Below are 22643 nucleotides of genomic sequence, written 5' to 3' on the forward strand. Positions count from 1 at the left end.
GGGCGTATACTTGGTTGCAGAATGATCTTTTAGGGAAAAACATGTCCACATCCTGGCGGTCCGATGACCCCAATGCCGGTGACGAAGCCAGCAAATATGAGAATCCAGTTCCAAGCCGCATTGTTATCCAGCAGCATCTTGAAAGCCGCGGTGCTCCGGCACGCTACGAGGTTTTGTTAGAAGAATTCGGCATTTTTGATGACAATGAGCAGGAAGGATTACGACGCCGGTTGATCGCTATGGTGCGGGATGGGCAGCTGATTCAGACCCGAAAAGGAGACTTTGGTCTTATTAATAAAATGGATCTTATCGTTGGTAAGGTTCAAGGACACAGAGATGGTTTTGGTTTTGTTATCCCTGCAGAAGGCGGTGACGACCTGTTTCTGACCGCTCGTCAGATGAAAGAACTATTTGATGGTGACAGGGTTGTTGTCCGGGAAACGGATGTTGACACCCGTGGCCGTCGCTACTGCGCGATTATTGATATTCTTGAGCGCAGCGTTACACAAGTCGTAGGCCCTTACCGTGAAGAAGATGGTCTTGGTTTTGTAACACCAGAAGGGCGTCGCATGACCAATGATGTGGTTATCGAGCCTGGTGCTTTGATGCCAACACTTGGCCAGATGGTATTGGTGGATATCAAGGAATACCCCACCAAGCGGCATATGGCGATAGGTGTTATTCGTGAAGTGCTTGGAGACCGAATGGCTCCAGGTATGGAAATTGATATCGCACTGCGCAGTCATGAAATCCCTCATGAGTGGCCGCGTGATGTGAATCGTGCAGTAAAATACTTCAAGCCGGAAGTGGCTGAAGACGATAAAGCTCACCGCATAGATATGCGGAAAGTACCATTCGTAACTATCGACGGTGAAGATGCCCGGGATTTTGATGATGCCGTTTTTGCCGAGAAGAAAAAGTCAGGTGGCTGGCGTTTGTATGTTGCCATTGCAGACGTTTCTCATTACGTAAGACCTGGCTCTGCACTGGATAAAGAAGCACACAATCGTGGCAACTCAGTGTACTTCCCTGGCAATGTTATCCCCATGTTACCGGAAGTTCTTTCCAATGGTTTGTGTTCCCTGAATCCTCATGTTGATCGTTTGGCGATGATCTGCGAAATGACCGTCAGTGCTAAAGGTGCACTGAGTGGTTATACCTTCTATGAAGGTGTGATTCAGTCCCACGCCCGCCTGACCTACACCAAGGTTGGTGCAATGCTGGAGCGCCCAGAGGAAAAAGATGGGAAAGCACTGCGCAAGCAGTATGCTGATGTCGTTCCTCATGTGGATGAGTTGTATAACCTTTATCACGCCCTACGTACAGTGCGCTCTGATCGTGGTGCTATTGATTTTGAAACCACTGAAACGCGCATTATCTTTGGTGACAATCGCAAGATTGATAAAATCGTTCCGACTGTTCGTAACGATGCTCACAAGCTGATTGAAGAATGCATGCTGTGCGCGAATGTCGCTACGGCCAGGTTCCTTGAAAAGCACAAGCTGCCAGCCTTGTACCGGGTTCACGAAGGTCCAACCGATAAGAAGCTGGAAACCCTTCATAAATTTATGGGCGAGCTAGGCCTGAGCCTGCCTGGTCGTAACAAGCCTGATCCGAAAGATTATCAGCGGTTGCTGAGCTCCATTCAGGAGCGCCCGGATGCTCATGTTATCCAGATAATGATGCTGCGTTCGTTGAGTCAGGCAGTGTACACACCAGAGAATGAAGGCCACTTTGGTCTGGCCTACTCAGCTTATGCCCACTTCACCTCGCCGATTCGTCGTTATCCGGATTTGCTGGTGCACCGTGCTATTCGCTATGTCATTCGTTCAGATATGGCCTCCCGGCATGTTCATCGAGTCACAGAGAATGGTTCGATGGAGCAGTTGACCACTAAAGTACTCCGTTATGTGACAGGTACACGCAACTCGGCCAAAACTGTTACCAGCATTGAAGGCGCTCCTCCGATGGAGAAGGCTTCTTATCCGTACGACAACCAGAAGATGGCCGCTCTTGGTGAGCACTGTTCTCTGACTGAGCGGCGTGCAGACGACGCAACCCGTGATGTGACTGACTGGCTCAAGTGCGAGTACATGCAGAATCATCTGGGAGAAACATTTGAAGGTGTTATTGCAACAGTGACAGGCTTTGGTCTGTTTGTTGAACTGACAGATATCTTCGTGACAGGTCTGATTCACATTAGCAATCTGCCTGGGGATTATTACCATTACGAGTCGTCTCATCAACGGTTGATGGGTGAGAAAACTGGCCGTCGTTTCCAGATGGGCGATCCGGTGACTGTGCAGGTCGCTCGTGTTGACCTGGAAGAGAAGACTATCGACTTTTCGCTGGATGGTGCTCCGGTTGCCACACGAAGTGGTCGACGTAGTTCTCATAACGAAAGTCGTCGCCGGGAAGAAAGTCGTGGTGATCGCGGTCGTGATCGGGATAGCCGCCCCAGCGGGCGCGGCAAACCCCATCGTGGTCGTGACAGTGAGCGTGATAATGCCAAGGCTCGTCGGGCAACGGGACGTAAACCAAAGCCTAACACGCCAAAAGGAGCCGATGCGGGAGTAAAAGTCAGTGATGCTGATGTCGCAGACTACCGCCGAAAGCTGCTCGAGGAGCGGGGGGATAAGGACGGTAGCAATCTCTCTGCGGCGAAAAAACGTAAAAGTCGCTCTAAATCCCGTAAAGACAAAGGCAAACCAAAAGGTCCACTCGGTGGTGGCAAGACTGGTGAAGCTAAAGGTTCCTCAGGGAAGGCTGCATCAACCAAAAAGAAACCGGCAAAGAAAAGTGCTGGTGACAAACCTGCTACAGCAAAACCTAAGCGTGCACCGCGTAAGCGCCCCGCTAAAAAGTAACAGCCCGTGCTGGGACTGTTTGTATCTGCTGCGTCTATACGTTAGCTATACAGGCAGTTCCTGAGTGTGAATTTAATCCCCTTTATGTTTCGAAATAAGCTGGTAGAGAATGTTGTTTTGTTTCCATACAAATATTGCAGCGTTCTGCTGGAGAGAGTGAATGACTGACAACGATATTTCCTTTGGTGTACATGCCGTACAGGCACTTCTGGAAAGTCACCCGGACCAGATTTCTGAAATCTGGTTTCAGAAAGGTCTGCACGGAGCACGGCTACAAAAACTGATTGATGGTGCGACAGAGCAGGGTGTGCGCATTAAGTTTGTTGATCGTGAGCGGATTAATCGCAAGGCAGATGGCGTGCATCAAGGTGTTGTTGCTTTGATTCAGGCCGCCAAAATTCACCGGGAAAATGATCTGTTTACCTTGCTGGATGGTTTGGATAAGCCTCCGTTCCTGCTTATTCTGGACAGCATCACTGATCCTCACAACCTCGGTGCGTGCATGCGCTCTGCAGACGCAGCGGGTGTACAGGCTGTGATTGTTGCCAAGGATAAATCAGCACCACTGAACTCCACAGCTCGTAAGGTTGCCTGTGGTGCTGCAGAGAATGTTCCATTGATCACAGTTACCAACCTTGCCCGTACCATGCGAGAGTTGCAGGAGCGTGGCATCTGGTTAATTGGTGCGGCCGGTGAAGCCAGCAGCAATATTTACAGCACAGACCTGAATGGCCCTATGGCGATTGTTATGGGAGCGGAAGGGAAAGGTCTGCGTCGTTTAACCCGTGAACACTGCGATGCTCTTGTTCATATTCCAATGGTGGGTACGGTGAGCAGCCTGAATGTTTCTGTAGCAACAGGCATTTGCTTGTTTGAAGCTGTGCGCCAGAGAACTCAGCACTAAAGCTCAGAGCCTGAAGCAAAGAAGCCACTCAATTTGAGTGGTTTCTTTAATCGACTTTGCGAAAGAGTTTGTACTCCCAGCCTGGTTTAACTGCACCTCCGGGCTCATTACTTCCACGACCAGCAGCAACTACCCAACTATCGCCCCAGTGTTGCTTGGCTGTCGCTGTATCAATCCCAAGATGCTTCTGTGCATATTGCGCAATTGTGTTCTCGTAATCGCTTATGGCATCGGTGAGATAAGCATCTGGATCTGTTGTATCTCCAGGTGCAGGAAAACGCTCATTTGCATAAAGAAGACAAAAGTTAACTCTTTTGTAGAGGTGAGTGATCCCTTGATTGTCAGCGGTTGACTTCAGCGCTTTGAAGAGTTGTAAGTCTGCTTTGGAAAACCGAGATCGTGCATTCAGGCAAAGTGTAATTTGAGACCCACGCTTCAAACTGTGTGTGAGGGCGGGAATAACTTGAGAGTCTTCCTGATCAAGGTCGTTGCCACCAATTTCATCAACTGAGATTGTATGTCCACCACTAAAAATAATACGGGAGTGGTGAACGTTTTTAGCACCATCAATACTTTTTAAGGTTTCTACTTCTTTGGAACCAGGCAAGTTAGATAGAGCCCTTTGAACGCTGGATGTTTCGTCATCTATTCCACCGGCAATCACTAACCCTTCGAGAGGAAGTTCCCGTGGTTCTCCATGATGATCATTAATAAAGGTCATCATGGTGTTTGAAAAACCCTGGATCTTTGCAAGGTTGGCTGTACTCGAGTACCCCCAGCCCCCGGTGCTACTCCTTTGCTTTCCATTCTGCCGTCCTGAATGAATGACTGTTTTCAGGTTAGCAGAATGGGAAATCCCTCATATCAAGCGGATAAAACCTGTGTGAACCAGCTATTGACGATCTTTCTGGTTTCTTCGGCGGGAGGTCGATTACAGACCCCTGCAATTTGCCCAATGCTTATCGCAGAACCATCCCGGATTTTAATACTTATTGTCATGCGCTCTGGCTCCAGCATTTTATAAATGTAAGATTTTCCTTCCTGCACGTCTGAAACATAACTGCCCACGCAATGGTGCATTTCTTTTCCTTCTTTCTCCAGATCCTCTGGTGTTGTTATTGGCCTGATGTATTCTGTACCGGCATGTGGAGGTTCTGGAAAGAGAATAGGCTCACCGCTTTCATCTAAAAGCCAGGATCGCCTTGCTGTGTTACCTCCTAAATTGAGTTCTTCGACTCTTTGGTCGTGCATGCGCCTTAAAGCTTGCTCGGTTGTACAGGCCATCAGGGCTGGGTTATTCCTCATTCCCATGCGGTGACAATCGGCCAGAAGGTTCACTAGTGCACGTCTGCGCCAGGGGCAGTCGATGGCTGCAATTGTGTGAAACAGGGTTGTGTTGCGAAGCTCCGGTGTTCGGTAAAGTAGATTTAAAAGAAGCTCGGAAATATTGGGATAATGTCGCAGGCTCGCCAGTGCGTCCTGATTTTTCCATAAAGTGGTAATTTTGTGTGTAAGGGTTGCATCAATACGTTCCGATTGAACCTTGCGCAGCATCCGCACAGCAGATTTTGTTCCCACTAAACCCATACGCTCAAGCATGGCAGGCTGTTTTAACTGCAAGCCTTTACGTATCTGTTGCTCATCAAGTTTATTCTTTACACAAAACTCCAGCCACAGCAAAAACAGCATTGAATTTCCAACTAACAGATCACTGGCTTCTTTCCACTGACTGGATAGGCGCAGCATAAGAAAACGGTGCTTACAGTAAGGGGTAATAAGCTTGAGAAATTCAGGTGGAATGGTTTTCTGCCAGGAACCAATATCCGGGTCATCCGTTGGAGCAAGAAGTTCAACACCTGGCTCTACATGTAATTCCGAGGATTCATGCTCGAGATTAATAATGCTGAACCAGTCCAGCTGACCTTGCCAATGAGGGATTTTGAGTATGCAAGGGTAGCCAAAACTTTCGCTCCAGTTGATGATCAGGGACTTGGAAACATTACACCATTGAACCATCTTGGTTGGATCAGACACACACTCTGCTGGAGCACCTTCTGAAAAAGGCTGCATAACAAAGAAACTCCATTCCTGTTTTTTACAAGATGCACGCATGGAGTCGTTTATTCAAGGGCGCCAAACTGGTTGTTAGCTAGGGATGTTTGAGCCCATACCATTGAGAGTAAGCCAGTATTGCAACAATAAGCGCAATGGCAGCAATTATAAATTCACCAGCCAAAGTCAGTGGTGAAAGTTGAAGAGCAATCAGAATGATACTGGCAATCACCCACAATGTATCCAGCAGGATAATGGCTTGTGCCAAGCCTTTATGAATAGCCGGTCGCATGGCGATAATAAACAGAGAAACGGCGAAGAAAACAAGAACACCACCCAAGCCCATCAAGTAACCATCAGCCAAATAACTTTTTGAACCGATGTATGCATTGATCCCTGTGGAATAAATCAGCATGGAAAGACTACAGATACAGGAGAAAAAAGCATTAATCAGTAAGGTATTCTGCAGAAGTCGTGAACGGCTGGCGGAGACTCCTGTCGGTTGTTGGATTATATGTTCCGACATTGTCATTTTCCTGTTGTTGTTATTTCAAAGTATGGGAAAGACATTGTTTTCGCAAATCTATAAGCCCCGGCTTGTCAGCCAGAGCTTTTTTATTCAATGGAAGAGTTTAATCAAACCATCATAAACAGCAGACGGGCAACAAAAAGGCCGCCACCGGTGCCGATTACTGCACCGAACATATCCATCAGAACACCAACAGGAACCAGGTTTTCCCGCGATGATCGGAGAGCTGGCCACACCACCAATGTTGGCGCAGCTGGCGATGCAGCAGGTGAACAGATCAACCTTGATGGCATTGGCGCATTATTGAGGGCTTTGCCTTGCATATATCGTCTCTTGTTGCCAGATCGTAATGATTCTAAAAATAATCAAATTGATATGAGCATAACAAACCTGTTATGAATCTTGAGGTTGCTGAAACTCGATCATTCTCAATGGGTCAAAGCTTAAGGCTATTAAATAAGAAACATGGTTTTCTAAAATATCACATGCTGACTTTAAAGAAGGTTTGTTATGCACTTACTGACGACCACTCCTCCGGCGGATTTAACGAGAAAAGATCAGGGGCAGGAGCCACCCACTTCTACTGAATCAAGGTCTTTAGATTCTGAGAACAGGAAGATAGGAAGAAACGTGCATCCTGCTAATAGCCCTGAACAAACATTTCTGACTGAAAGATCTGTGTCGGTGGAGAAGGTTCAATCATTAAATAATGATACGAACTCAAAAAAACAGCGCTTACTAAGATCTATTGATTCTTACAATGAAAATCGTCTTCCCAGTAGTGTTGTTAATGTGCCCTATGAGAAAGATGTTAGAGAAAGGTTTCATGATGTCTATAGTGAGGCTCTTTCTCAATCCTCACGCCTCTTCGGTCCTGTGACTGCTCCTTTTAAAATGGTCGATGATTGTTCTGAAGGCGGAATTACAGAATTTGATAATGGAATAATAAAAAAAATCATGAGGGCTGAATATCATTCAAACAACGAGCGTTCATTTTTTATATCGCGATTGTCCTGCTTTTTGATTAAGGATAATTCCAAAGAGCATATTGTTGAATGCTATGGGCAGTATATCTCCGGCGCTGATTTGGCTTATATGGCTAGTCACTCCCGCCCTGTTGTGGCGGACCTGATATTTGATCAATTCATGGAAAGAATACCGGCGACAGCACTGGCTGAAATTTATACTTCACACCCTGATCTTATCAAACGACATGTCGAGAGAGGTCGATGCTTTCAAGATCAGAATGAATGGTTTTCTCTACTGAAGATTTGTCGAAAAGATCGAGATCTAGCAGCACGAATTTTTACAGGAGATATCATGCTGCCTTATTTTGGGCAGCTCCACCGAGCCGCGCTCGGGTGTTTTTATGAAAATATGGCTCAGGAAGTCTGTCATGAGCTAACAGCACGCCTTACTGACAACATGAACCCGGATAGCAGATGCCACCAAGAGTGGACAGAGGATTTGATCGCCATCTGGGAGCTCATGCTGTGCTATGAGTTTTGGGCAGATGAATCAGCAGCGCTGTTGAAATATATTCGCGAACAATTCCCGCAAGGTGCTGTGGAAAAAATACTGGCTACAATCATGGCTCGGTACTCAAAAAGTTCATCAAAAAATATTCAAGATGTCATTACCCATGATCATGTGAAAATGATTATGAATAATAATGAGGCTTTAAAGATTCTATTGATTAATCCGCCACTTTTATTTTATGACAATGATGAAAACTATCTTTCTCATCTTACCAGCGAGTTATGGGGTATTTTGATAGAACATAACCCTCAGGTAAGCATACTTGCTTTAGGCTGTCGGGCTATTGATATTGAGGACTTGGCCGCCAAAATGGATGCCTGTCCTGATAAGGTTAGTTCGCTCATATCTGTAGGGTATGACAAACTGTCCTCAGTTAACAAAGAAGATTTGTCGTTAAATATTCATAATCCAAGTGTGCTGGCACTTTTGAGAATGAAGAAAAAACGCCCTTTCTGTCAAAAAGATGTTCCCTACAAAGAAGCTGTGCATTGGTTCATTAAGTGGTATCAGGAGGAACAAGAGCCGAGCGATATTGCGCAAAAAAGCCAGGTCTGCCGTTTGCGTTCAACGTATCCATGGATTACAGCGCTTCGATTGAAGCTCTCGGGTAAATATCAAACGATGAAAATCACTGATGACGATATGAGGTACGATGCTGCTTTACCTGGACTTTACGCTTCTGAGCTTTGCTTCAATATCATTGCTTGTGGAGAGATCTGTGATGACAACAAACTCCGCTTGGCATCTCTATCCAGCCAAAACCTATTTTCCCTGATGATAGATCCAGGGGTGTATCTGTCTAGACTCTATGAATTGGGTCGTTCACCTCTTTTTTTCTCTTGCTTAGAGCATCCAAGACATAAGAATAATGTTATAACTGCTTTAGAAACGGGGTATCTTGAACATGTGAATGACAAGACATTGTATGAGCTGTGTCAGGCACATCCGGCATTTGCTGTTCATTTGACCGAATACCCCAACTTCATAAAACGCATGAGTGAGGATCAACTCGCCTGCCTCTGCTACAAAAACCCAGCTTTTTACAAAGCTCTTTATAATATGCCGAACCTTCAATGTGACCTTGGTTTATTACCCGATACTCTTGAGTATCCTTGGGGAGAGATGCAGCGAAACAGACGACCCATCCAGCCCATTGCTTCCGTAGATGCGATGCTTACAAATGTCTTTATCGAGCAATTTCATCAGACGTTTCCACCAGCAGATGAAAGAGTAACACCTTCAATGTTTCTTGGTTGGGAACAGGGGTTAATGACTCAACGTTATCCAGATCGCACACGAGGAGGAGGTGTTTGTCATGGCGTGGCACTGGACTGCATCCGTTGGCATCTCGAACACCCGGAGCATCCCCTTGAGTTGTATGTGCAGAAATTGAATCGTTATACCAACGTAAAGCAACCCCTTAAGGTGACTGGCGGGTTACCGGACCGGGTAGACTTTCTTGAAAGAAACTATAAATCTTACCTTTCTGATGGCTTCTGTATCAGTACCTCGGGCAACAATGATCTTGATGCGATAAAGATGCCCTGCATCTCCAGGGAAGGTGTGATTCTTGTGGAATATCTCCTCAAGCAAGTAAAGTTTTTAGTGATCTGTCAGGATCGCCGTGCCTGTGCACTGATTTTGTGGGAATCACAGAAGAATCGTGATGACGCTTATATCTCCTGCCTCGATGCAAACGATGGTTTGTTAAGCATTCCCATTACGCAACACACTGGGGACTGGAGCTCTGATGTTCGTGAATGGATAAAAGAGCTGCTGGAAAACAGTATGTTTAAGTTTGGTGCTCAGATTGAAGTTATGGCCCACTCTGTCAATGATGAAAAGTTGAAAGAACTACAGGTTACACCTGTACGTTATAAGCCCGTTGATCAGGCTTTTTGAATCTCAACCTCTATTCTCTACATATGGGACGAAACAGCCGCAGCTCAAGAGCTGTAAAGGTTAGATCCATGAGATGACCTCCATTAGGTACATCTGCATAATGTATTACTTCTGTACGATTTACCGTAGCTCAACATAAAAGAAGCCAGCTTGCTGCCCCACATCACACATATACCTGATGATTCAGACAAGGATCGGGGTCTCAACTCTGGAGTTATCGAGACAACTGGGTATCTCTTGCAACGCCACATGGCGACTGAAGCACAAACTCATGCAAGTTATGAAAGAACGCAACGACAGTTGTCCTTTACAGGGGGCGTCCAAATAGACGATGCGTATTGGGGCGGTGAAAAGCACGGAGGAAAGCCAGGACGAGGCTCCGAGAATAAACACCCGTTTGTTGCTGCCGTTGAAACCAATGAAGAGAACCATCCACTCTCTATGCGATTCAGCATGGTGACCAGTTTCAGGAAAAAGGAACTGGAGCTCTGGGCTAAAAAGCATTTGAGTCGGCAAACTCATCTCGTCACCAGCGATGGATTGGGGGCTTTCACCGGCATTGCTGATGCGGGCCATCTGCATAAAGCTGTTGTTACGGGTGGTGGGCACGAGTCTATGAGCAATGAACTCTTCACATGGGTCAATACAATGATTGGTAATGTGAAGAACTCTCTCAGGGGCAGCTACCACAGCATCAATCCGAAACATTTGCCACGCTACCTTGCGGAGTTCTGTTATCGGTTTAATCGCCGGTTCGATATGGGGGCGATGATCTCAAGGCTTGGCTACATGGCAGCCCGAACCTGCCCGATGCCAGAGAGGCTTCTTAAGCTGGCTGACTTATAGTGGTAATCAGGAAGCTTTTTGAGAGTTTTCCAGACTTAAAAAAGCGCTACTGGGGTAGGCACTTTTGGGCTCGAGGGTATTTTTGCGTTACATCGGGAGAACTCACAGAAGAGATGATCAAAGAGTACTTGGAGCATCACTTTGAGCCTCGAGTCGATGATTATTTCAGGGCTGAAAGTTAACATCAACGCGTCTTCGACGCGTATCCGGACTTTTAGTCCGTAATACTAACCCACCGGCTTTAGCCGGTGGTTGTTGAGTTCGTGAACCATTGTACGAAATAAGCCGCTTGTACCTTTAACCCGTAAACTAGGCAAACGACACTGGCCGAACTCGCTGAACGAGCAGGTGGGCAGAATACCAGGCCGGGTGCGCGGTGGAGCGACCGGAGAGACTGGAGCCACAGGGTCTGGAGTGCAGTAGAGTGCGCAAGTGTGGAGCCGCGCCCCCGCGCCGGGAAGTGGACGTTGGCTTCTGGGAGCCCAGAATACTCATATCGAAACCACAGGTTCTACCCTATCGTAATGGATAACCTCTCATCACAAACCCGCAGTCATATCATGGCCAGCATCCACAGTAAGGACACCAAGCCTGAAATCCTTGTCAGGAAAGCCCTTTATTCCTTGGGTTTCCGGTACCGCTGCCATTACAAGAACCTACCCGGAAAACCCGATATCGTCTTACCAAAGTACCGTGCCATCATTCAGGTTAACGGGTGTTTCTGGCATGGCCACGACTGCCACATTTTCAAGATGCCTAAATCAAGGACAGAGTTCTGGGAAAACAAGATCTCCCGTAACCAAATCCGGGACGAAGCCAACCACTACCAAGTCACCCTTAGTGGGTGGAGAAACCTTGTGATCTGGGAATGTGCCCTGCAGGGTAAGGAAAAGCAGGATTTCGATTGGCTCATCGGCGAGGTCGTACGTTGGATACTGGTTGGGGGATCGTCCCTTGAACTCCGGGGAAAGGGAAAGCCCACCCTATAGAGGTGGGCACAGGGTTTATACCAGTTTATACCTCACCGGCTCTGGGAACAGGAGCGGCAGGTTCTTCTTGTCGATCTTGAACAAAGGTCCCTTCTCAGAAACCTTGGTCTCTCCCCCCTTCCGTTTAATGAGGTGGTCCATGGTAACCACACCATCATCCAGCAAGGGCATCAATTGTGTCAGTACAGGGGAGCGGGTATGGATCACACTCTCTAGGTGGAAGTGCTCAATGTCCCCAATCATTTCGCTGCGAGCCTGGATCCAGAAAGTCTCCCTATGCTTTTCTAGAAGCCTGTCCCGCAAGAGGGTACCCGTCCATGTGGCGACATCGGCACCAGACTCATGCTTCTCCGTCAGCTCATCAGTTTCACTGTTGTAGTCGAAAGACAGCCCTTGTGTATTGGGTTTCTTAGCATTGATTGTGCAATACAATCTCCGGTCACCATTACGCTCATAACCGTATTGATCCAGAATATCACGGCTGCTCTTGCAGACACTTTTTGTCCAGTCCGCCACTTGGGCAAAGAGGGTGGAACGGTTTTTACTGCCCCGGCCAGACTTTAATTCAATCCCTTTATAATCAGGTTGCTTGCTGGAGTTAGCCGGTACACCAAGCGCTGCTTCTATCGCCATACCAACGGCCGTATCTCCTTTACCAAGGGCAGGGATTGGGTTCTTGGCAATCCGTTGGAGTTTACCCAAAAGCTCTTTCGCAACAGAACCATGGCCGTCAATATATTTGGTTAAGTGCTGCCCAATAACATCATTGCCGACCAGAGAGTTATGAAGATCGTGTTGGGAAATATTAAAAAGGTACGCACAATCATCCTTGATAAGGATCGCGGCCTGATGACCAGCATCCATAAAAGAAGGTAAACCCCTAAACCACATACGGGGGTCACCTCTCTTGGTAACAGGCCGGTACAAACTGACTTTACTGGCTACTACCTTATTAGGTGAGACAAAGTAGGCTTGCTTAATAATCTTGTGACCCGGTCCTTGCCCCTGGATTTCATAATCATGGAACCCTTCCAAATTAAAGTGGGACCTGACAGGCTGGGTGGCATCAAGAATTGATTTCTTGAGGCCAGTTGCCGTGGCTTCAAAAACAGAAAACTCAATACCGTTCTGGATCAGGATTTTCTTGTTTGCCAAAGGCGTAGGAATAATTTGAGATGGCGGTTTCTGGTTATCCGGGCGTGTTAATGAAACAGGCAGTTTTTGGGTGTCCAATAGTGTTATTTGGACAGGCTGTTTCTTGGTTTCCTGTACTGCGGTTATTGCTTTCCAGTTCGGAAAACCATTATTTCTAGAAACCTCGTCTAGAGCCTTTGCATGACTAAAATCTGGGTCTCCAGCATTTTGTCTTTGCTTTTTTAAAGCTTTAGCAGATTTTCTTAGGCGAGATATTTTCGCAGGACTAATAGTCTTTTGAAGGGACTTTTCTTTTGGCGTAAGCATATTTCATTCCAATGAAAATGTTCTTATGCGCCGAAACTTACTGCCCACAAATAAGAAAACGCACGAACGGTTTCTTGGAAAAAACATGTATGCTGCGGAGGATGATTCAGGAGGGGAATCTTTTCTGGCGTGGGCTGACGGCTATCTCCTATAACCTTGTCGTTTATCTTAACCCTAATTAAAAACAACCGTCAATAACCCAGGGCAAACCCTCCTGGACATTCCCCCGGCAACGCATTAAGATAAAAACAATTACGAATGAACTGGTGCTGGAAAATACCTTGAACCATATCGAGCTATTTGCGGGTTGTGGTGGCCTGTCCCTCGGCCTTGAACGTGCCGGATTTGAACTGACGCTGGCGAATGAACTGTCTCCCATGGCAGGGGAAACCTTCGCCTTCAACTTACTGGGCGAAGAACTCAGTGCCTTGGAGGGTAAAAAGTCCAACAATGCGTATTGGCTCAGCAGCCAGCATGATGACATTACCCCGAGACTGCGGGAGAACCCCTTTGCCTACCCTGCCTTTGGTGAAGGCGTTTCTGACATCCCCGTGAACCCGGATGACATGCAGGGTAAATTAGTTATAGGGAATATCATCCAGCTCAACGAATTACTACGGGATAACCTTGCACTGAAGGACGCACTGAAGGATGGGTTTGGCCAAGGAGGGGTCGATCTTGTATCCGGTGGGCCACCCTGCCAAAGCTTCAGCCTCGCAGGCCTACGTAAAAAAGACTGCGACAAGAATTCACTCCCATGGGAATTCGCCACATTCGTGGACCAGGTCCGTCCCAAAATTGCCATGCTAGAAAATGTCACCGGCATCCTTCGGGGGTTCAAGGAAAAAGATGAAGACGGTAATAGCGTAGGAGAGAGCTATTACGCTTGGTTTGAGGTTGCTAAGGCTTTCGCAGGAAAGGGTTATATTCCCTTATGCCTACACGTCAACGCCCGCCTTGCTGGTGTCCCCCAAAACCGCCCCCGCTTCATTATGATTGGTGTCAGGGAAGATGTTTACGAAGGGATCAGGAAAAACCTGAACAACACTGAAAAAGAGATGTTCTCCCACGGAGAGAAGCTGTTCTGCAAGATCAAGGAAGGGCAAGAGGTAGCCTATGGCACCTACCCCTACTTCGATGCCCAGAAATCCCATGAGCTTGGATTTTTCCAGAAAAGCTTCCTCCACCACCTTGTTGATAAAGAAGAAGTCTCTGTCAGCAAGGCAATTGGGGATCTTAAGTTCAACAGCAAGAGTATCGAGTCCCGTTTCGTAAAGAACCTGAACAACACCTTTACCGGGATATTGGGCAAAACGAATAAGCAGGCGAACCACGAAGAGCGGAACAACACCTTAAGGGTGAAACGGCGTTTTCGTATCTACCAAGTCATACAGCAGTGTGGCAAACGGGTAGCCAAGGAGATTTCCAGCTACCTCAGGCATGGTGGTGATATCTCAGGAGCAGCCTGGGAAGCCCTTAGGTCCCACAGATACCTGATTGGCGAGGATGAATACATTAGCTTCAGCAACAAGCAGGAGTTCTTGGCATACCTTGCAGATCACGCAACCAAGAAACAGACCCAAAAAGCACTATGCGCCGAACAGCCTGCCCCTGCTGCTTTGTCTATTCCTGATGACGCCTGCCACTATGACGAGGGTGAACTACGGAACCTGACAGTGCGGGAAATGGCCCGGATACAGTCTTTCCCAGATAACTTCCAGTTCCGCTCAAAGGTGACCACTGGTGGAAAAATGCGCAGGTTTGAAGTGCCCCAGTACACCCAGGTAGGGAATGCTGTTCCGCCTTTGCTTGGATTAGCCCTTGGGGAAGCCATAAAAGAGCTGCTGGACAAGCAATAAACCAAGGTTTTTTGGGAAGCCGCCGGGGTGAACGAGCTGCTGGCGGTGATGGGTGGTGCTACAACATGGATTATTGAATCCCCTTTCAAAAAAAGGGTTGGAAGAACAATAAGAAGTATTTTTATGAAGCGGTTTCGTTTTTTGATCATGGTTTCTTTAATTATTGAAATCATGATGCCTTAGCCCGACAGGTCTTGTCTAAATAGATTTTTATATAACTGAAGTTACTCACTGAACATCAAAGTTTGGCATTATTACCGCCATGAGAAATGACCTAATCGAACTGTATTCTGACTATTTGCTGTCATCCTATGGCAAAACCACAGCCACAGGGTTGTCTGACTTGCTTGATGGTGCCTACAGCCATGATCAGTTTTCCCGGCTGCTCTCTTCCAGCGACTTTTCCAGCCAAACCCTTTGGACATTCGTAAAACCTGTCGTAAGAGAAGTTGAAAGTCCTGACGGTGTCCTCATCTTTGATGACACCATTCAGGAGAAGCCTTATTCCAGGGAAAATGACCTGATTACCTGGCACTTTGACCACACCAAGAACCGTACAGTGAAAGCTGCTCAACGCCCTTTATCATGCGGGTGAAGCGTCTATCCCAGTCGCCTATGAAGTGATTGAGAAACCTTTGCAATACTGTGACATCAAAACCAGAAAAGTCAGGCGCAGAGCTGACGTCACAAAAAATGAACTGTTCCGCAACATGGTACAAAACTGGGCAACGCCAGCAGTAAACTGACCCAGCAGCAGCCAGTGACCAAACCCACCGGGGTGGTACCGGAAAAGAAGAGTTCCAGCCACCCGAAAAGCTTTCGCCTGAACGGGGATGATATTGCCAACCTGAAGCAGATTACCGCCCAGGTTAATGCGGTAAGCCGCTCGAAGGTTTCGGAGACCAAGGTGGTACAGGCCTTGTTGCAACTGGGTACCGGGATTGCGCCTGAGCGGATTGTGAAGGCTTTGAAGGAAATTATTTAAACAATTCCTCAACTGCCAAACGCACTACATATAGCACTACATATGTAGTGCATAAAATATATTTAAAACCAAAATTCTTCTGCCTATCCCGCCATGCCACCCATCATGAAATCCATTTTCGCCCACAAAGAAATCCATTTCTGCCCGTGTTAAAATCCATAACTGTCAGCATTAAAATCCATTTCTGCCGGTCATTAAATTATGAATATCCCCTCAGGATCAGCGTATTGCCCTCGTGCCATTCAATCGGCACTGAAAGAGTGCCTGGCTGATACGCCGGTCGTTGTCATTACCGGTCCTCGTCAGTCGGGGAAAACAACTCTGGCCAAGGAAATGCTCAAAAATCTTGAGGGCGGTATTTATCACACGCTGGATGACGACAATATTCTCGCTGTGGCAGAAGCTGACCCGGTGGGGTTTCTTCGTCAGCAGCAACACCTTCAGCAACAAAAGCAGTCTGCCAACCAGGGGCATCCTGGTCCCATTGTGATTGATGAAATCCAGAGAGCGCCGGCGCTTATTCGCACCATCAAACTGTTGGTGGATGAAAACCGTCGCCCTGGAGCGTTCCTCCTCACCGGCTCAGCTGATTTGATGACACTGCCAACGTTGGCAGACTCTCTGGCCGGGCGCGCTGAATGGATTACCCTTTATCCCTTCAGCAGGGCAGAACGCTATGCCCACACGCAGGCGCACCCTGCTGTGCCTGATATCATTGCCCAGCTGCTACGGCCAGAGTGGGAATCAGAGTGGCAACCTGACCGGGAAAGCACTCTGGACTATGAACAGGTTCAGGAGTTGATTCTTCAGGGTGGATACCCGGACGCCATCACCCGTCCCCCTGCCAGACGCAGTCGCTGGCACAAGGCGTACAGCGACGCCATTATCCGTCGGGATATCAAGGAAGTGTTCCAGCTGCAGAAGCTCGACGAGATGGGCCAGCTGCTCAAGATCCTGGCCACGCTCTCATCAGAAACCCTCAATTACGCCAGCCTGGGAACGGCGATCAAGATGGACAGCAAGTCGGTTCAGAAATACGTGTCGGCGCTGGAAAACCTTTACCTGGTTAAACGCATTCCCGGTTGGCACCGCAATGAGCTGAAACGGGCCGTCAAGCAACCCAAAATCCACTTCGTTGATACCGGCCTGCTCTGCGCGACCCGGGGAATCACAGCCTCCCACCTGGCCGGAGATCCTAACCTGATGAGCGCCTTGATGGAGACCTGGGTTGGCTCAGAGTTGCTAAAAGCGATGGCTGTCAGTGAACAGGACGCACAGTTGTTCCATTACCGGGACAGGAGCCAGCGTGAAGTCGATTTCATTCTTGAAGGTCATCACAATCAGGCCGTGGGCATTGAAGTCAAAGCCGGTATGACTGTGAAAAAGAACATGTTCGCGGCTCTGGAGATGCTGCTGGAGGCAGGAGCTATCCAGAAAGGCATCGTGATTTATAACGGTGACAAAGTGCTGCCTTTCTCCGACCGGTTACTGGCGGTACCGGCCGGTTGTCTTTTTTGAGCGTTTTTTAAAAGAAAACGACCATTAATCAAGGCGGGACTTGTTGGCAGCAACTCTTTTCCCATGGCGATCAACTCTCCGTAAATGGCACCTTTCAATGTAGATGACACAGGATAAGCCACCAACCAGTGGTGCCCTTTATTCTCGTCAGCCTGCCTCTTTCGCCGGGCGCGCAAGGCATTTTTGAGTTTGTCCCACTCCAGCGCCGGTCTCGATAGCTAACCCGTTATTGTGATTCTGGTAGCCCAGCTAGCTACGGGCAGCTTGGTAGTTTTCCGAGGTGATGCGAAAACGAGGACGAGGTACGATAAAAATCCTATTAGTGATCATGTCACTAAGGGTATGAAGAGAACGTTTTGTATTGACCGGATCGAACTGGCGCGCTTCGCTTGTCGGCTTGCGGTTGCTTCAGAGGCTACGCCCCTTCGCGCCCTGAGTATGATGTATTTGTCGTACCTGTACTCTCATTCTCTGCCTGACGTTGCCAACGGCGCGATGATGAAGGAATTGCAGAGATATCGACTTCGCCCAGTTGCTTCCGTGAATCAAATGGCTGGCGCATAGGAAAAAACGGAACCTGTCAGAAAACTTCGCTGGCAAGTATGGTCTACAGACCATACTTGCCAAGGGCTTTAGGTTTTCGGACAGGCACTAAATAGCTTATACACAGGACGTGCTCTCACAAATCTTTAGTGAGAATCGACAACAAACGGCGTATTGACGACCAGCGCTCCGGCATTCACTATTTTGACTTCTTTGGTGGGGCGGTCTCTTCTGTCTGTGGCCAGTTTTTCTATCTTTCTGGCGATATCCATCCCTTCAAGCACCTTGCCGAAAACGGTATGGCGCCCATCCAGCCAGGGTGTTTTTTCATAGGTAATAAAAAACTGGGAGTTATTCGTATCCGGCCCGGCATTTGCCATGGATAACCAGCCAGGGCCATAGTGTTTCAGTTTAAAGTTTTCATCCGGAAAGCTGGGGCCATAAATAGACTTACCGCCGGTACCATCACCGTTGGTAAAGTCACCACCTTGCATCATAAAACCTTGAAGTACACGGTGAAATGTGGAGCCTTTGTAACCAAATCCTTTTTCATGGGTACTTAATGCATAGAAGTTCTCAACCGTTTTGGGGGCGGTATCACCAAATAGCCCCATAACGATCCGGCCCTCTGGTTTTCCATCCACGGTGATATCAAAGTAGACTTTCTTTGTTACCGTGAATATGTCGTTGGCATGAGCGAATGACATATTCATTATCAACAGCATCATGATTGCAGCGTATTTAAACATTTTTTATGGCTCCCGGTATTATCTTGGTTTGTTATTAAAATGGGTTGTTGTTATGGATTGTATTATTACTTGTGCGATTGAAAGCTCTACAACATGTTGGCTTCCAGCTTTGTCATTAACGCCATGAGATCTTTGGCTTTCTGACTGATCTCGTTTCTGTAGTCTTCTGAATGCTGGGATGCTTCGTAAATCTCTAAGTAATTCTTGTAATTCACCAGATTATTTTCTTCCTTCAGATCGTTATCCAGATCATAGAGTTCGTATTGGTTATCAATATTTTCGTTATGTAAATCAAAATAACGGACAAACTTCCAGTTGTCTTTATCAACAACGCAGTGAACGTAACAGGGTTTGATGACCGGACCTGTCCCGATTGCGTTCACTTCATCTCTTTGCTTCTCTGTCAGCGTTAGACCATTAACCGTACCCTCTGCACCCTCTGCACCCTCTGCACCCTCTGCATCCTCTGCATCCTCTGCATCCTCTGCGGCCGCTTTCAGCTGTTCTACTGCGCCCATATACACTTCGAAAGACGTCACCGCCCCGCAACCGATACTGTCGAGAGACTCTTCAACATTCAGGGGTTCGGTAATGGTGTCGTGGCAGATAAACAGAATACCCTCGCGGTTTTCAACACATTGGGTGCAACCTTCTTTGATCAGTTGACTAAGATTGGTTCCGACGGGTTTCTGAATGTTGGTGTAAGTGCCTTCTTCTTTGGTTTGGGTATACATTTCATCAGCATCGAGCCCAGCCAGCCCGAGAATAGTCGGCAGCAGGTCGATATGACTGGTGAGCTCAGTGATTCGACGAATGTCAGAACCCGTCTCATCCGATTGCACATCCATTCCTTCAGGGAATCGTACCACGGCCGGTACATGCAAGACCTCGTCGTAGCCTGAGTGCCATTTCTCGGTCATCATGGAATGAGCCCCGGCGTACTCGCCATGGTCCGGACAGAATACGACAATGGTATTGTCTGCCTGACCAGACTCTTCCAGCGCCTCCAGCACGGCAAGAATATGCTTGTCGACTTCACTCAGTAAGTAGGCGTAATACTGCATAAAGGCCTTGCAGGCGATTTCTGTATCCGGTGCCAGAGGGAGTGGTACACCCATTGTGCTGGTGTCCAGAGTGTAGGCGATCGCTTTGGCCAGCTTTTGTTTGCGGGACATCACCGCCGGGGACTCACTCGCCTCTGCATTCGCTTTCATCAACCCCCCGGCTGCCACCAGGGCTAACCCCATTTTGTAGGTGTAATCGAGCTGACAGTCCGGCTTGTTACTGATCAGTAAGTTTTCCTCCCAGGTCGGTGCCGCCTCAGCATTTTCCTGTGGCATTCCCGCCTGGTTCAGGCTGAGTCTCATGGTGCCGGAAACCGGTGGCTTGCTGTAGGCCGGTCGATTGAGTTTGCCTTTTTTCTGGGGGACTGCGAGGGTATATAAGCAATCTTCGCCACTTTCGTCTTGTACGCGCTGATCACACACCATGCTTGGGATACCCGGATAGCTGGCAATATCGTGTGGGTTGGCAAACGAGCACACGGTGAACCAGGGTGCCGGTTCAATACTGGGCTCTTCTGCGCCTTTAAGGTGCGCATTATGTTGAGCGTGGGCAATATTGTAAGGCTGTCCTAAACCTTGCCGACGAAGGAAGCTGGTGGTTGTGTCGCGGCACTGCACATCACGATAAAAACCAAGGTTGTTGGGCAGGTAGCCGTGTGGGTCCGGGTAGCTCAGTTCCCAATCGGAAAAGCCGTAATCTTCAAGGTCCGTTGTGCCCTCGCCTGAGACATGCCATTTTCCCATAAAGTGTGTTGTATAGCCGCCTTTACGCAGGTAGCTGCCAATGGTGGGCATACTCTTGGGGTCCAGCCATGGAAAGTTTTTGTCAGTACCACTTTTGAAGAGCCCATCCGTCTGGGTAGACCCCGTTTTTGTCCCGTACTGGCCAGTAAACAAGGCTGTGCGGCTGGGAACACAGGCGGCCGTAGCAATGCGATGATTGGCCAGGACAACGGCGTTTTCACGGAGCGCCATAAAGCCGGGGAATTTATCCAGATAAGGATTGCTCTCTCTGGTGGTAATGGGCTTGAAACCCAAAATGTCACTGATGCCTTTATTAAACCCTCCGTCGGTGTAGCGAGGGAGCTGCATCTGATCAACCATGAACATCAGAATGTTGGGCTTCTTACTGCCAGGCTTGTTCTTGCCGGGCTTGTTCTTGCCGAGCTTGTTATTACCGGGATTGCTCATGGGTCTTCTCGCGTCCTTCGAGTGGGGTCTGCTCGTGATGTGGCGTTGAAATAGCCAGGCGTTTATCGGGGGGGGTTACCAATACAGAACTACCCGAGTAAAATACTCGGATAATTTCCCCAAAAAAAATAACAAATGTCTACGCTCATGGATGACGTGCTCAGGTCTGCGCTTGATTGTTTTTCTGGTACAGAAAATTATCAGCCTCCCGAAGACGACGATATGCATTTTCCGCAAACGTCGGAGTTTCGTTATCGCACCATTCAAGCCACTGATATTGAGCAGCTATCCACCTCTGAGGTTGGCAGGCATCGACGTTACCTGCAGGTTCAACCCGGTTTATTGAAAGGCCAGCTCACAGAAATCAAACTGGATGGTGTGATTCTGGTACGTGAACAGCTCAATGCCAGTCTTCACATTGAAGCCGGCCCTCCGGCGCACTTTGTGCCTCTGGGAACCCTTCTTGGCCCACAGAACAACATGCGTTTTTGCGGGCGGGAATTCCAGGAAAATGCACTTTTGCAGGCAACGGGGGGAGAGTGGGATTTGTATTGTCATGAAAACATTGATTATGCCGCCTGCATTATCGATAAGTCCGTTCTCGCTCGATTTACGAAGCAGTTAACAGCCCACGATACAGACCCGGAATGGTTTGTCAGTCGCTCCAAACCCATTAATCCTGCTGTATTGAACCCCCATAAACAGTGGATGAGCCAGATATTCCGAAAGGTTAAGCAATCCCCTGAGTTACTGGACAACACAAAAGTGCGACGACGGCTCAGTGCGGATGTTATTCATCAGGCTGTGACTCTGTTGATGTCGACTTCAAAGAATTATCAGCCACTCTCGCCACCAACCAGGCGGCAGAAGGGGGTTCGGCGTGTTGTCGAGTATCTGACAGCTTATGCCAGAGAACTGCCCAGTATTCCTGAGTTGTGTTCAGTCGCACAATTAAGTGAACGCAGCCTGGAATATGGTTTTCGAGAGCAATTCGGGGTCACACCTGTTCGGTATCTGAATCTTGTACGGCTGAACGGTGCACACAGGGATTTGTATCACGGACATGCTGCCATGAAAGTGGCGGATGTCGCCATGCACTGGGGTTTTTTTGAGCTCGGCCGGTTTTCTGGTGTGTATGCCAGACTGTTCAATGAGTTGCCTTCACAAACACTGCGTCGGGTAAATCACTAGCCCGGATATTTCATCATTCACAGTACCATCCGTTTGGTGGCAGTAAATACAAGCAACCTGAACTACAGCCATTGAGTTCTCACCGCATCTTCGATCAGGCAGGACTGAAAATCGATCTGATTCGCCAAGATGATTTCAAACAGCAACTGCGCGAATACATTTCTGGTGAAACGCCTTTTCTGCGCTGCACAGTTGGTATGTGTAATCAGGCTGTTGAGTTCCTCTCCCAGAATCCTCGCTCCAAACCTGTTGTTATTTATCAAATGACCTGGTCGAAGGGTGGTGATGGCCTTGTTGCCAAGAAAGGCATTATGAAAACCCGTCAGCTGAAAGGGAAACTATTTCTCTGCAGGCTTATGGCCCCCATGTTGATTTCCTGACAACGATCTTTCAACAGGAAGATCTGTCTATGAAGGACGTATCCATTAACTGGCAACCAGATCTGACTCTTTCC

The 22643-nt window shown here is 48.0% G+C and carries 19 protein-coding genes and 2 pseudogenes; 14 read left to right on the top strand and 7 right to left on the bottom strand.

The window, feature by feature from the left end; all coding sequences use genetic code 11:
• Positions 1-41 precede the first annotated feature (41 nt).
• Together rnr and rlmB are read left to right on the top strand one after the other, a co-directional pair.
• Positions 42-2867 carry a ribonuclease R gene (gene rnr, locus QMA35_RS03840; protein ID WP_281645812.1) on the top strand — a complete coding sequence of 942 codons (2826 nt, stop codon included), beginning with the start codon at positions 42-44 and terminating at the stop codon, positions 2865-2867.
• A 160-nt stretch (positions 2868-3027) separates the two neighbouring features.
• A complete protein-coding gene (rlmB, locus tag QMA35_RS03845) occupies positions 3028-3771 on the top strand; it encodes a 23S rRNA (guanosine(2251)-2'-O)-methyltransferase RlmB (RefSeq protein WP_281645813.1) in 744 nt (247 codons plus the stop codon).
• A gap of 46 nt (positions 3772-3817) precedes the next feature.
• Here rlmB and QMA35_RS03850 read toward each other — a convergent pair whose 3' ends face one another.
• From QMA35_RS03850 to QMA35_RS03865, 4 genes are all read right to left on the bottom strand, one after another.
• Positions 3818-4495, bottom strand: a complete 678-nt coding sequence (locus QMA35_RS03850) for a hypothetical protein (RefSeq protein WP_281645814.1) — start codon at positions 4493-4495, stop codon at positions 3818-3820.
• A gap of 140 nt (positions 4496-4635) precedes the next feature.
• Positions 4636-5841 (bottom strand): PcfJ domain-containing protein, encoded by a 1206-nt coding sequence (locus QMA35_RS03855; protein WP_281645815.1) that lies wholly within the window; start codon positions 5839-5841, stop codon positions 4636-4638.
• Positions 5842-5920: 79 nt separating this feature from the next.
• Complete coding sequence (locus QMA35_RS03860; RefSeq protein ID WP_281645816.1) at positions 5921-6349, bottom strand: hypothetical protein; 429 nt, start codon at positions 6347-6349, stop codon at positions 5921-5923.
• Positions 6350-6459: 110 nt separating this feature from the next.
• A complete protein-coding gene (locus QMA35_RS03865) occupies positions 6460-6675 on the bottom strand; it encodes a hypothetical protein (RefSeq protein WP_281645817.1) in 216 nt (71 codons plus the stop codon).
• Positions 6676-6862: 187 nt separating this feature from the next.
• Here QMA35_RS03865 and QMA35_RS03870 point away from each other — a divergent pair, with 187 nt between their 5' ends.
• From QMA35_RS03870 to QMA35_RS03885, 4 genes and pseudogenes are all read left to right on the top strand, one after another.
• The gene (locus tag QMA35_RS03870) at positions 6863-9793 is read left to right on the top strand and encodes a hypothetical protein (RefSeq protein ID WP_281645818.1); all 2931 of its coding nucleotides are present in this window, start codon (positions 6863-6865) and stop codon (positions 9791-9793) included.
• A 169-nt stretch (positions 9794-9962) separates the two neighbouring features.
• Positions 9963-10639 (top strand): annotated as a pseudogene (locus QMA35_RS03875) (IS1595 family transposase); the annotation flags it as partial.
• A gap of 11 nt (positions 10640-10650) precedes the next feature.
• A pseudogene (locus QMA35_RS03880) lies at positions 10651-10821 on the top strand (transposase); the annotation flags it as partial.
• A 342-nt stretch (positions 10822-11163) separates the two neighbouring features.
• Positions 11164-11628 carry a very short patch repair endonuclease gene (locus QMA35_RS03885; RefSeq protein WP_281645819.1) on the top strand — a complete coding sequence of 155 codons (465 nt, stop codon included), beginning with the start codon at positions 11164-11166 and terminating at the stop codon, positions 11626-11628.
• 15 nt (positions 11629-11643) lie between these two features.
• Here the strand turns inward: QMA35_RS03885 and QMA35_RS03890 are convergent, their stop codons facing one another.
• The gene (locus tag QMA35_RS03890; protein WP_281645820.1) at positions 11644-13089 is read right to left on the bottom strand and encodes an MvaI/BcnI family restriction endonuclease; all 1446 of its coding nucleotides are present in this window, start codon (positions 13087-13089) and stop codon (positions 11644-11646) included.
• Positions 13090-13370: 281 nt separating this feature from the next.
• Between QMA35_RS03890 and QMA35_RS03895 the strand changes: the two genes are divergently transcribed.
• The 6 genes from QMA35_RS03895 (at position 13371) to QMA35_RS03920 (ending at position 18015) form a co-directional block, all read left to right on the top strand.
• Complete coding sequence (locus QMA35_RS03895) at positions 13371-14948, top strand: DNA cytosine methyltransferase (protein ID WP_281645821.1); 1578 nt, start codon at positions 13371-13373, stop codon at positions 14946-14948.
• 27 nt (positions 14949-14975) lie between these two features.
• Positions 14976-15131: a hypothetical protein gene (locus QMA35_RS03900; RefSeq protein WP_281645822.1), complete on the top strand. Its 156-nt coding sequence runs from the start codon at positions 14976-14978 to the stop codon at positions 15129-15131.
• Positions 15132-15210: 79 nt separating this feature from the next.
• Entirely contained in the window at positions 15211-15543 is a 333-nt protein-coding gene (locus tag QMA35_RS03905) for a hypothetical protein (RefSeq protein WP_281645823.1), read from the top strand.
• A 165-nt stretch (positions 15544-15708) separates the two neighbouring features.
• Positions 15709-15933, top strand: coding sequence for a hypothetical protein (locus tag QMA35_RS03910; RefSeq protein WP_281645824.1), 225 nt, complete (start codon positions 15709-15711; stop codon positions 15931-15933).
• A gap of 201 nt (positions 15934-16134) precedes the next feature.
• Positions 16135-17451 carry an ATP-binding protein gene (locus QMA35_RS03915; RefSeq protein ID WP_281645825.1) on the top strand — a complete coding sequence of 439 codons (1317 nt, stop codon included), beginning with the start codon at positions 16135-16137 and terminating at the stop codon, positions 17449-17451.
• Positions 17452-17793: 342 nt separating this feature from the next.
• Positions 17794-18015: a hypothetical protein gene (locus QMA35_RS03920; RefSeq protein WP_281645826.1), complete on the top strand. Its 222-nt coding sequence runs from the start codon at positions 17794-17796 to the stop codon at positions 18013-18015.
• Between the two features lie 125 nt (positions 18016-18140).
• Here QMA35_RS03920 and QMA35_RS03925 read toward each other — a convergent pair whose 3' ends face one another.
• Both QMA35_RS03925 and QMA35_RS03930 read right to left on the bottom strand, forming a co-directional pair.
• Complete coding sequence (locus tag QMA35_RS03925; RefSeq protein ID WP_281645827.1) at positions 18141-18743, bottom strand: peptidylprolyl isomerase; 603 nt, start codon at positions 18741-18743, stop codon at positions 18141-18143.
• Positions 18744-18829: 86 nt separating this feature from the next.
• A complete protein-coding gene (locus QMA35_RS03930) occupies positions 18830-20998 on the bottom strand; it encodes a sulfatase-like hydrolase/transferase (protein WP_281645828.1) in 2169 nt (722 codons plus the stop codon).
• 135 nt (positions 20999-21133) lie between these two features.
• Here QMA35_RS03930 and QMA35_RS03935 point away from each other — a divergent pair, with 135 nt between their 5' ends.
• Positions 21134-22189: a helix-turn-helix domain-containing protein gene (locus QMA35_RS03935; RefSeq protein WP_281645829.1), complete on the top strand. Its 1056-nt coding sequence runs from the start codon at positions 21134-21136 to the stop codon at positions 22187-22189.
• 71 nt (positions 22190-22260) lie between these two features.
• The gene (locus tag QMA35_RS03940; protein ID WP_281645830.1) at positions 22261-22569 is read left to right on the top strand and encodes a hypothetical protein; all 309 of its coding nucleotides are present in this window, start codon (positions 22261-22263) and stop codon (positions 22567-22569) included.
• Positions 22570-22643: the final 74 nt, after the last annotated feature.

The sequence above is a fragment of the Parendozoicomonas sp. Alg238-R29 genome, from assembly GCF_947331445.1.
In the GTDB taxonomy this organism is placed as follows: Bacteria; Pseudomonadota; Gammaproteobacteria; order Pseudomonadales; family Endozoicomonadaceae; genus Sansalvadorimonas.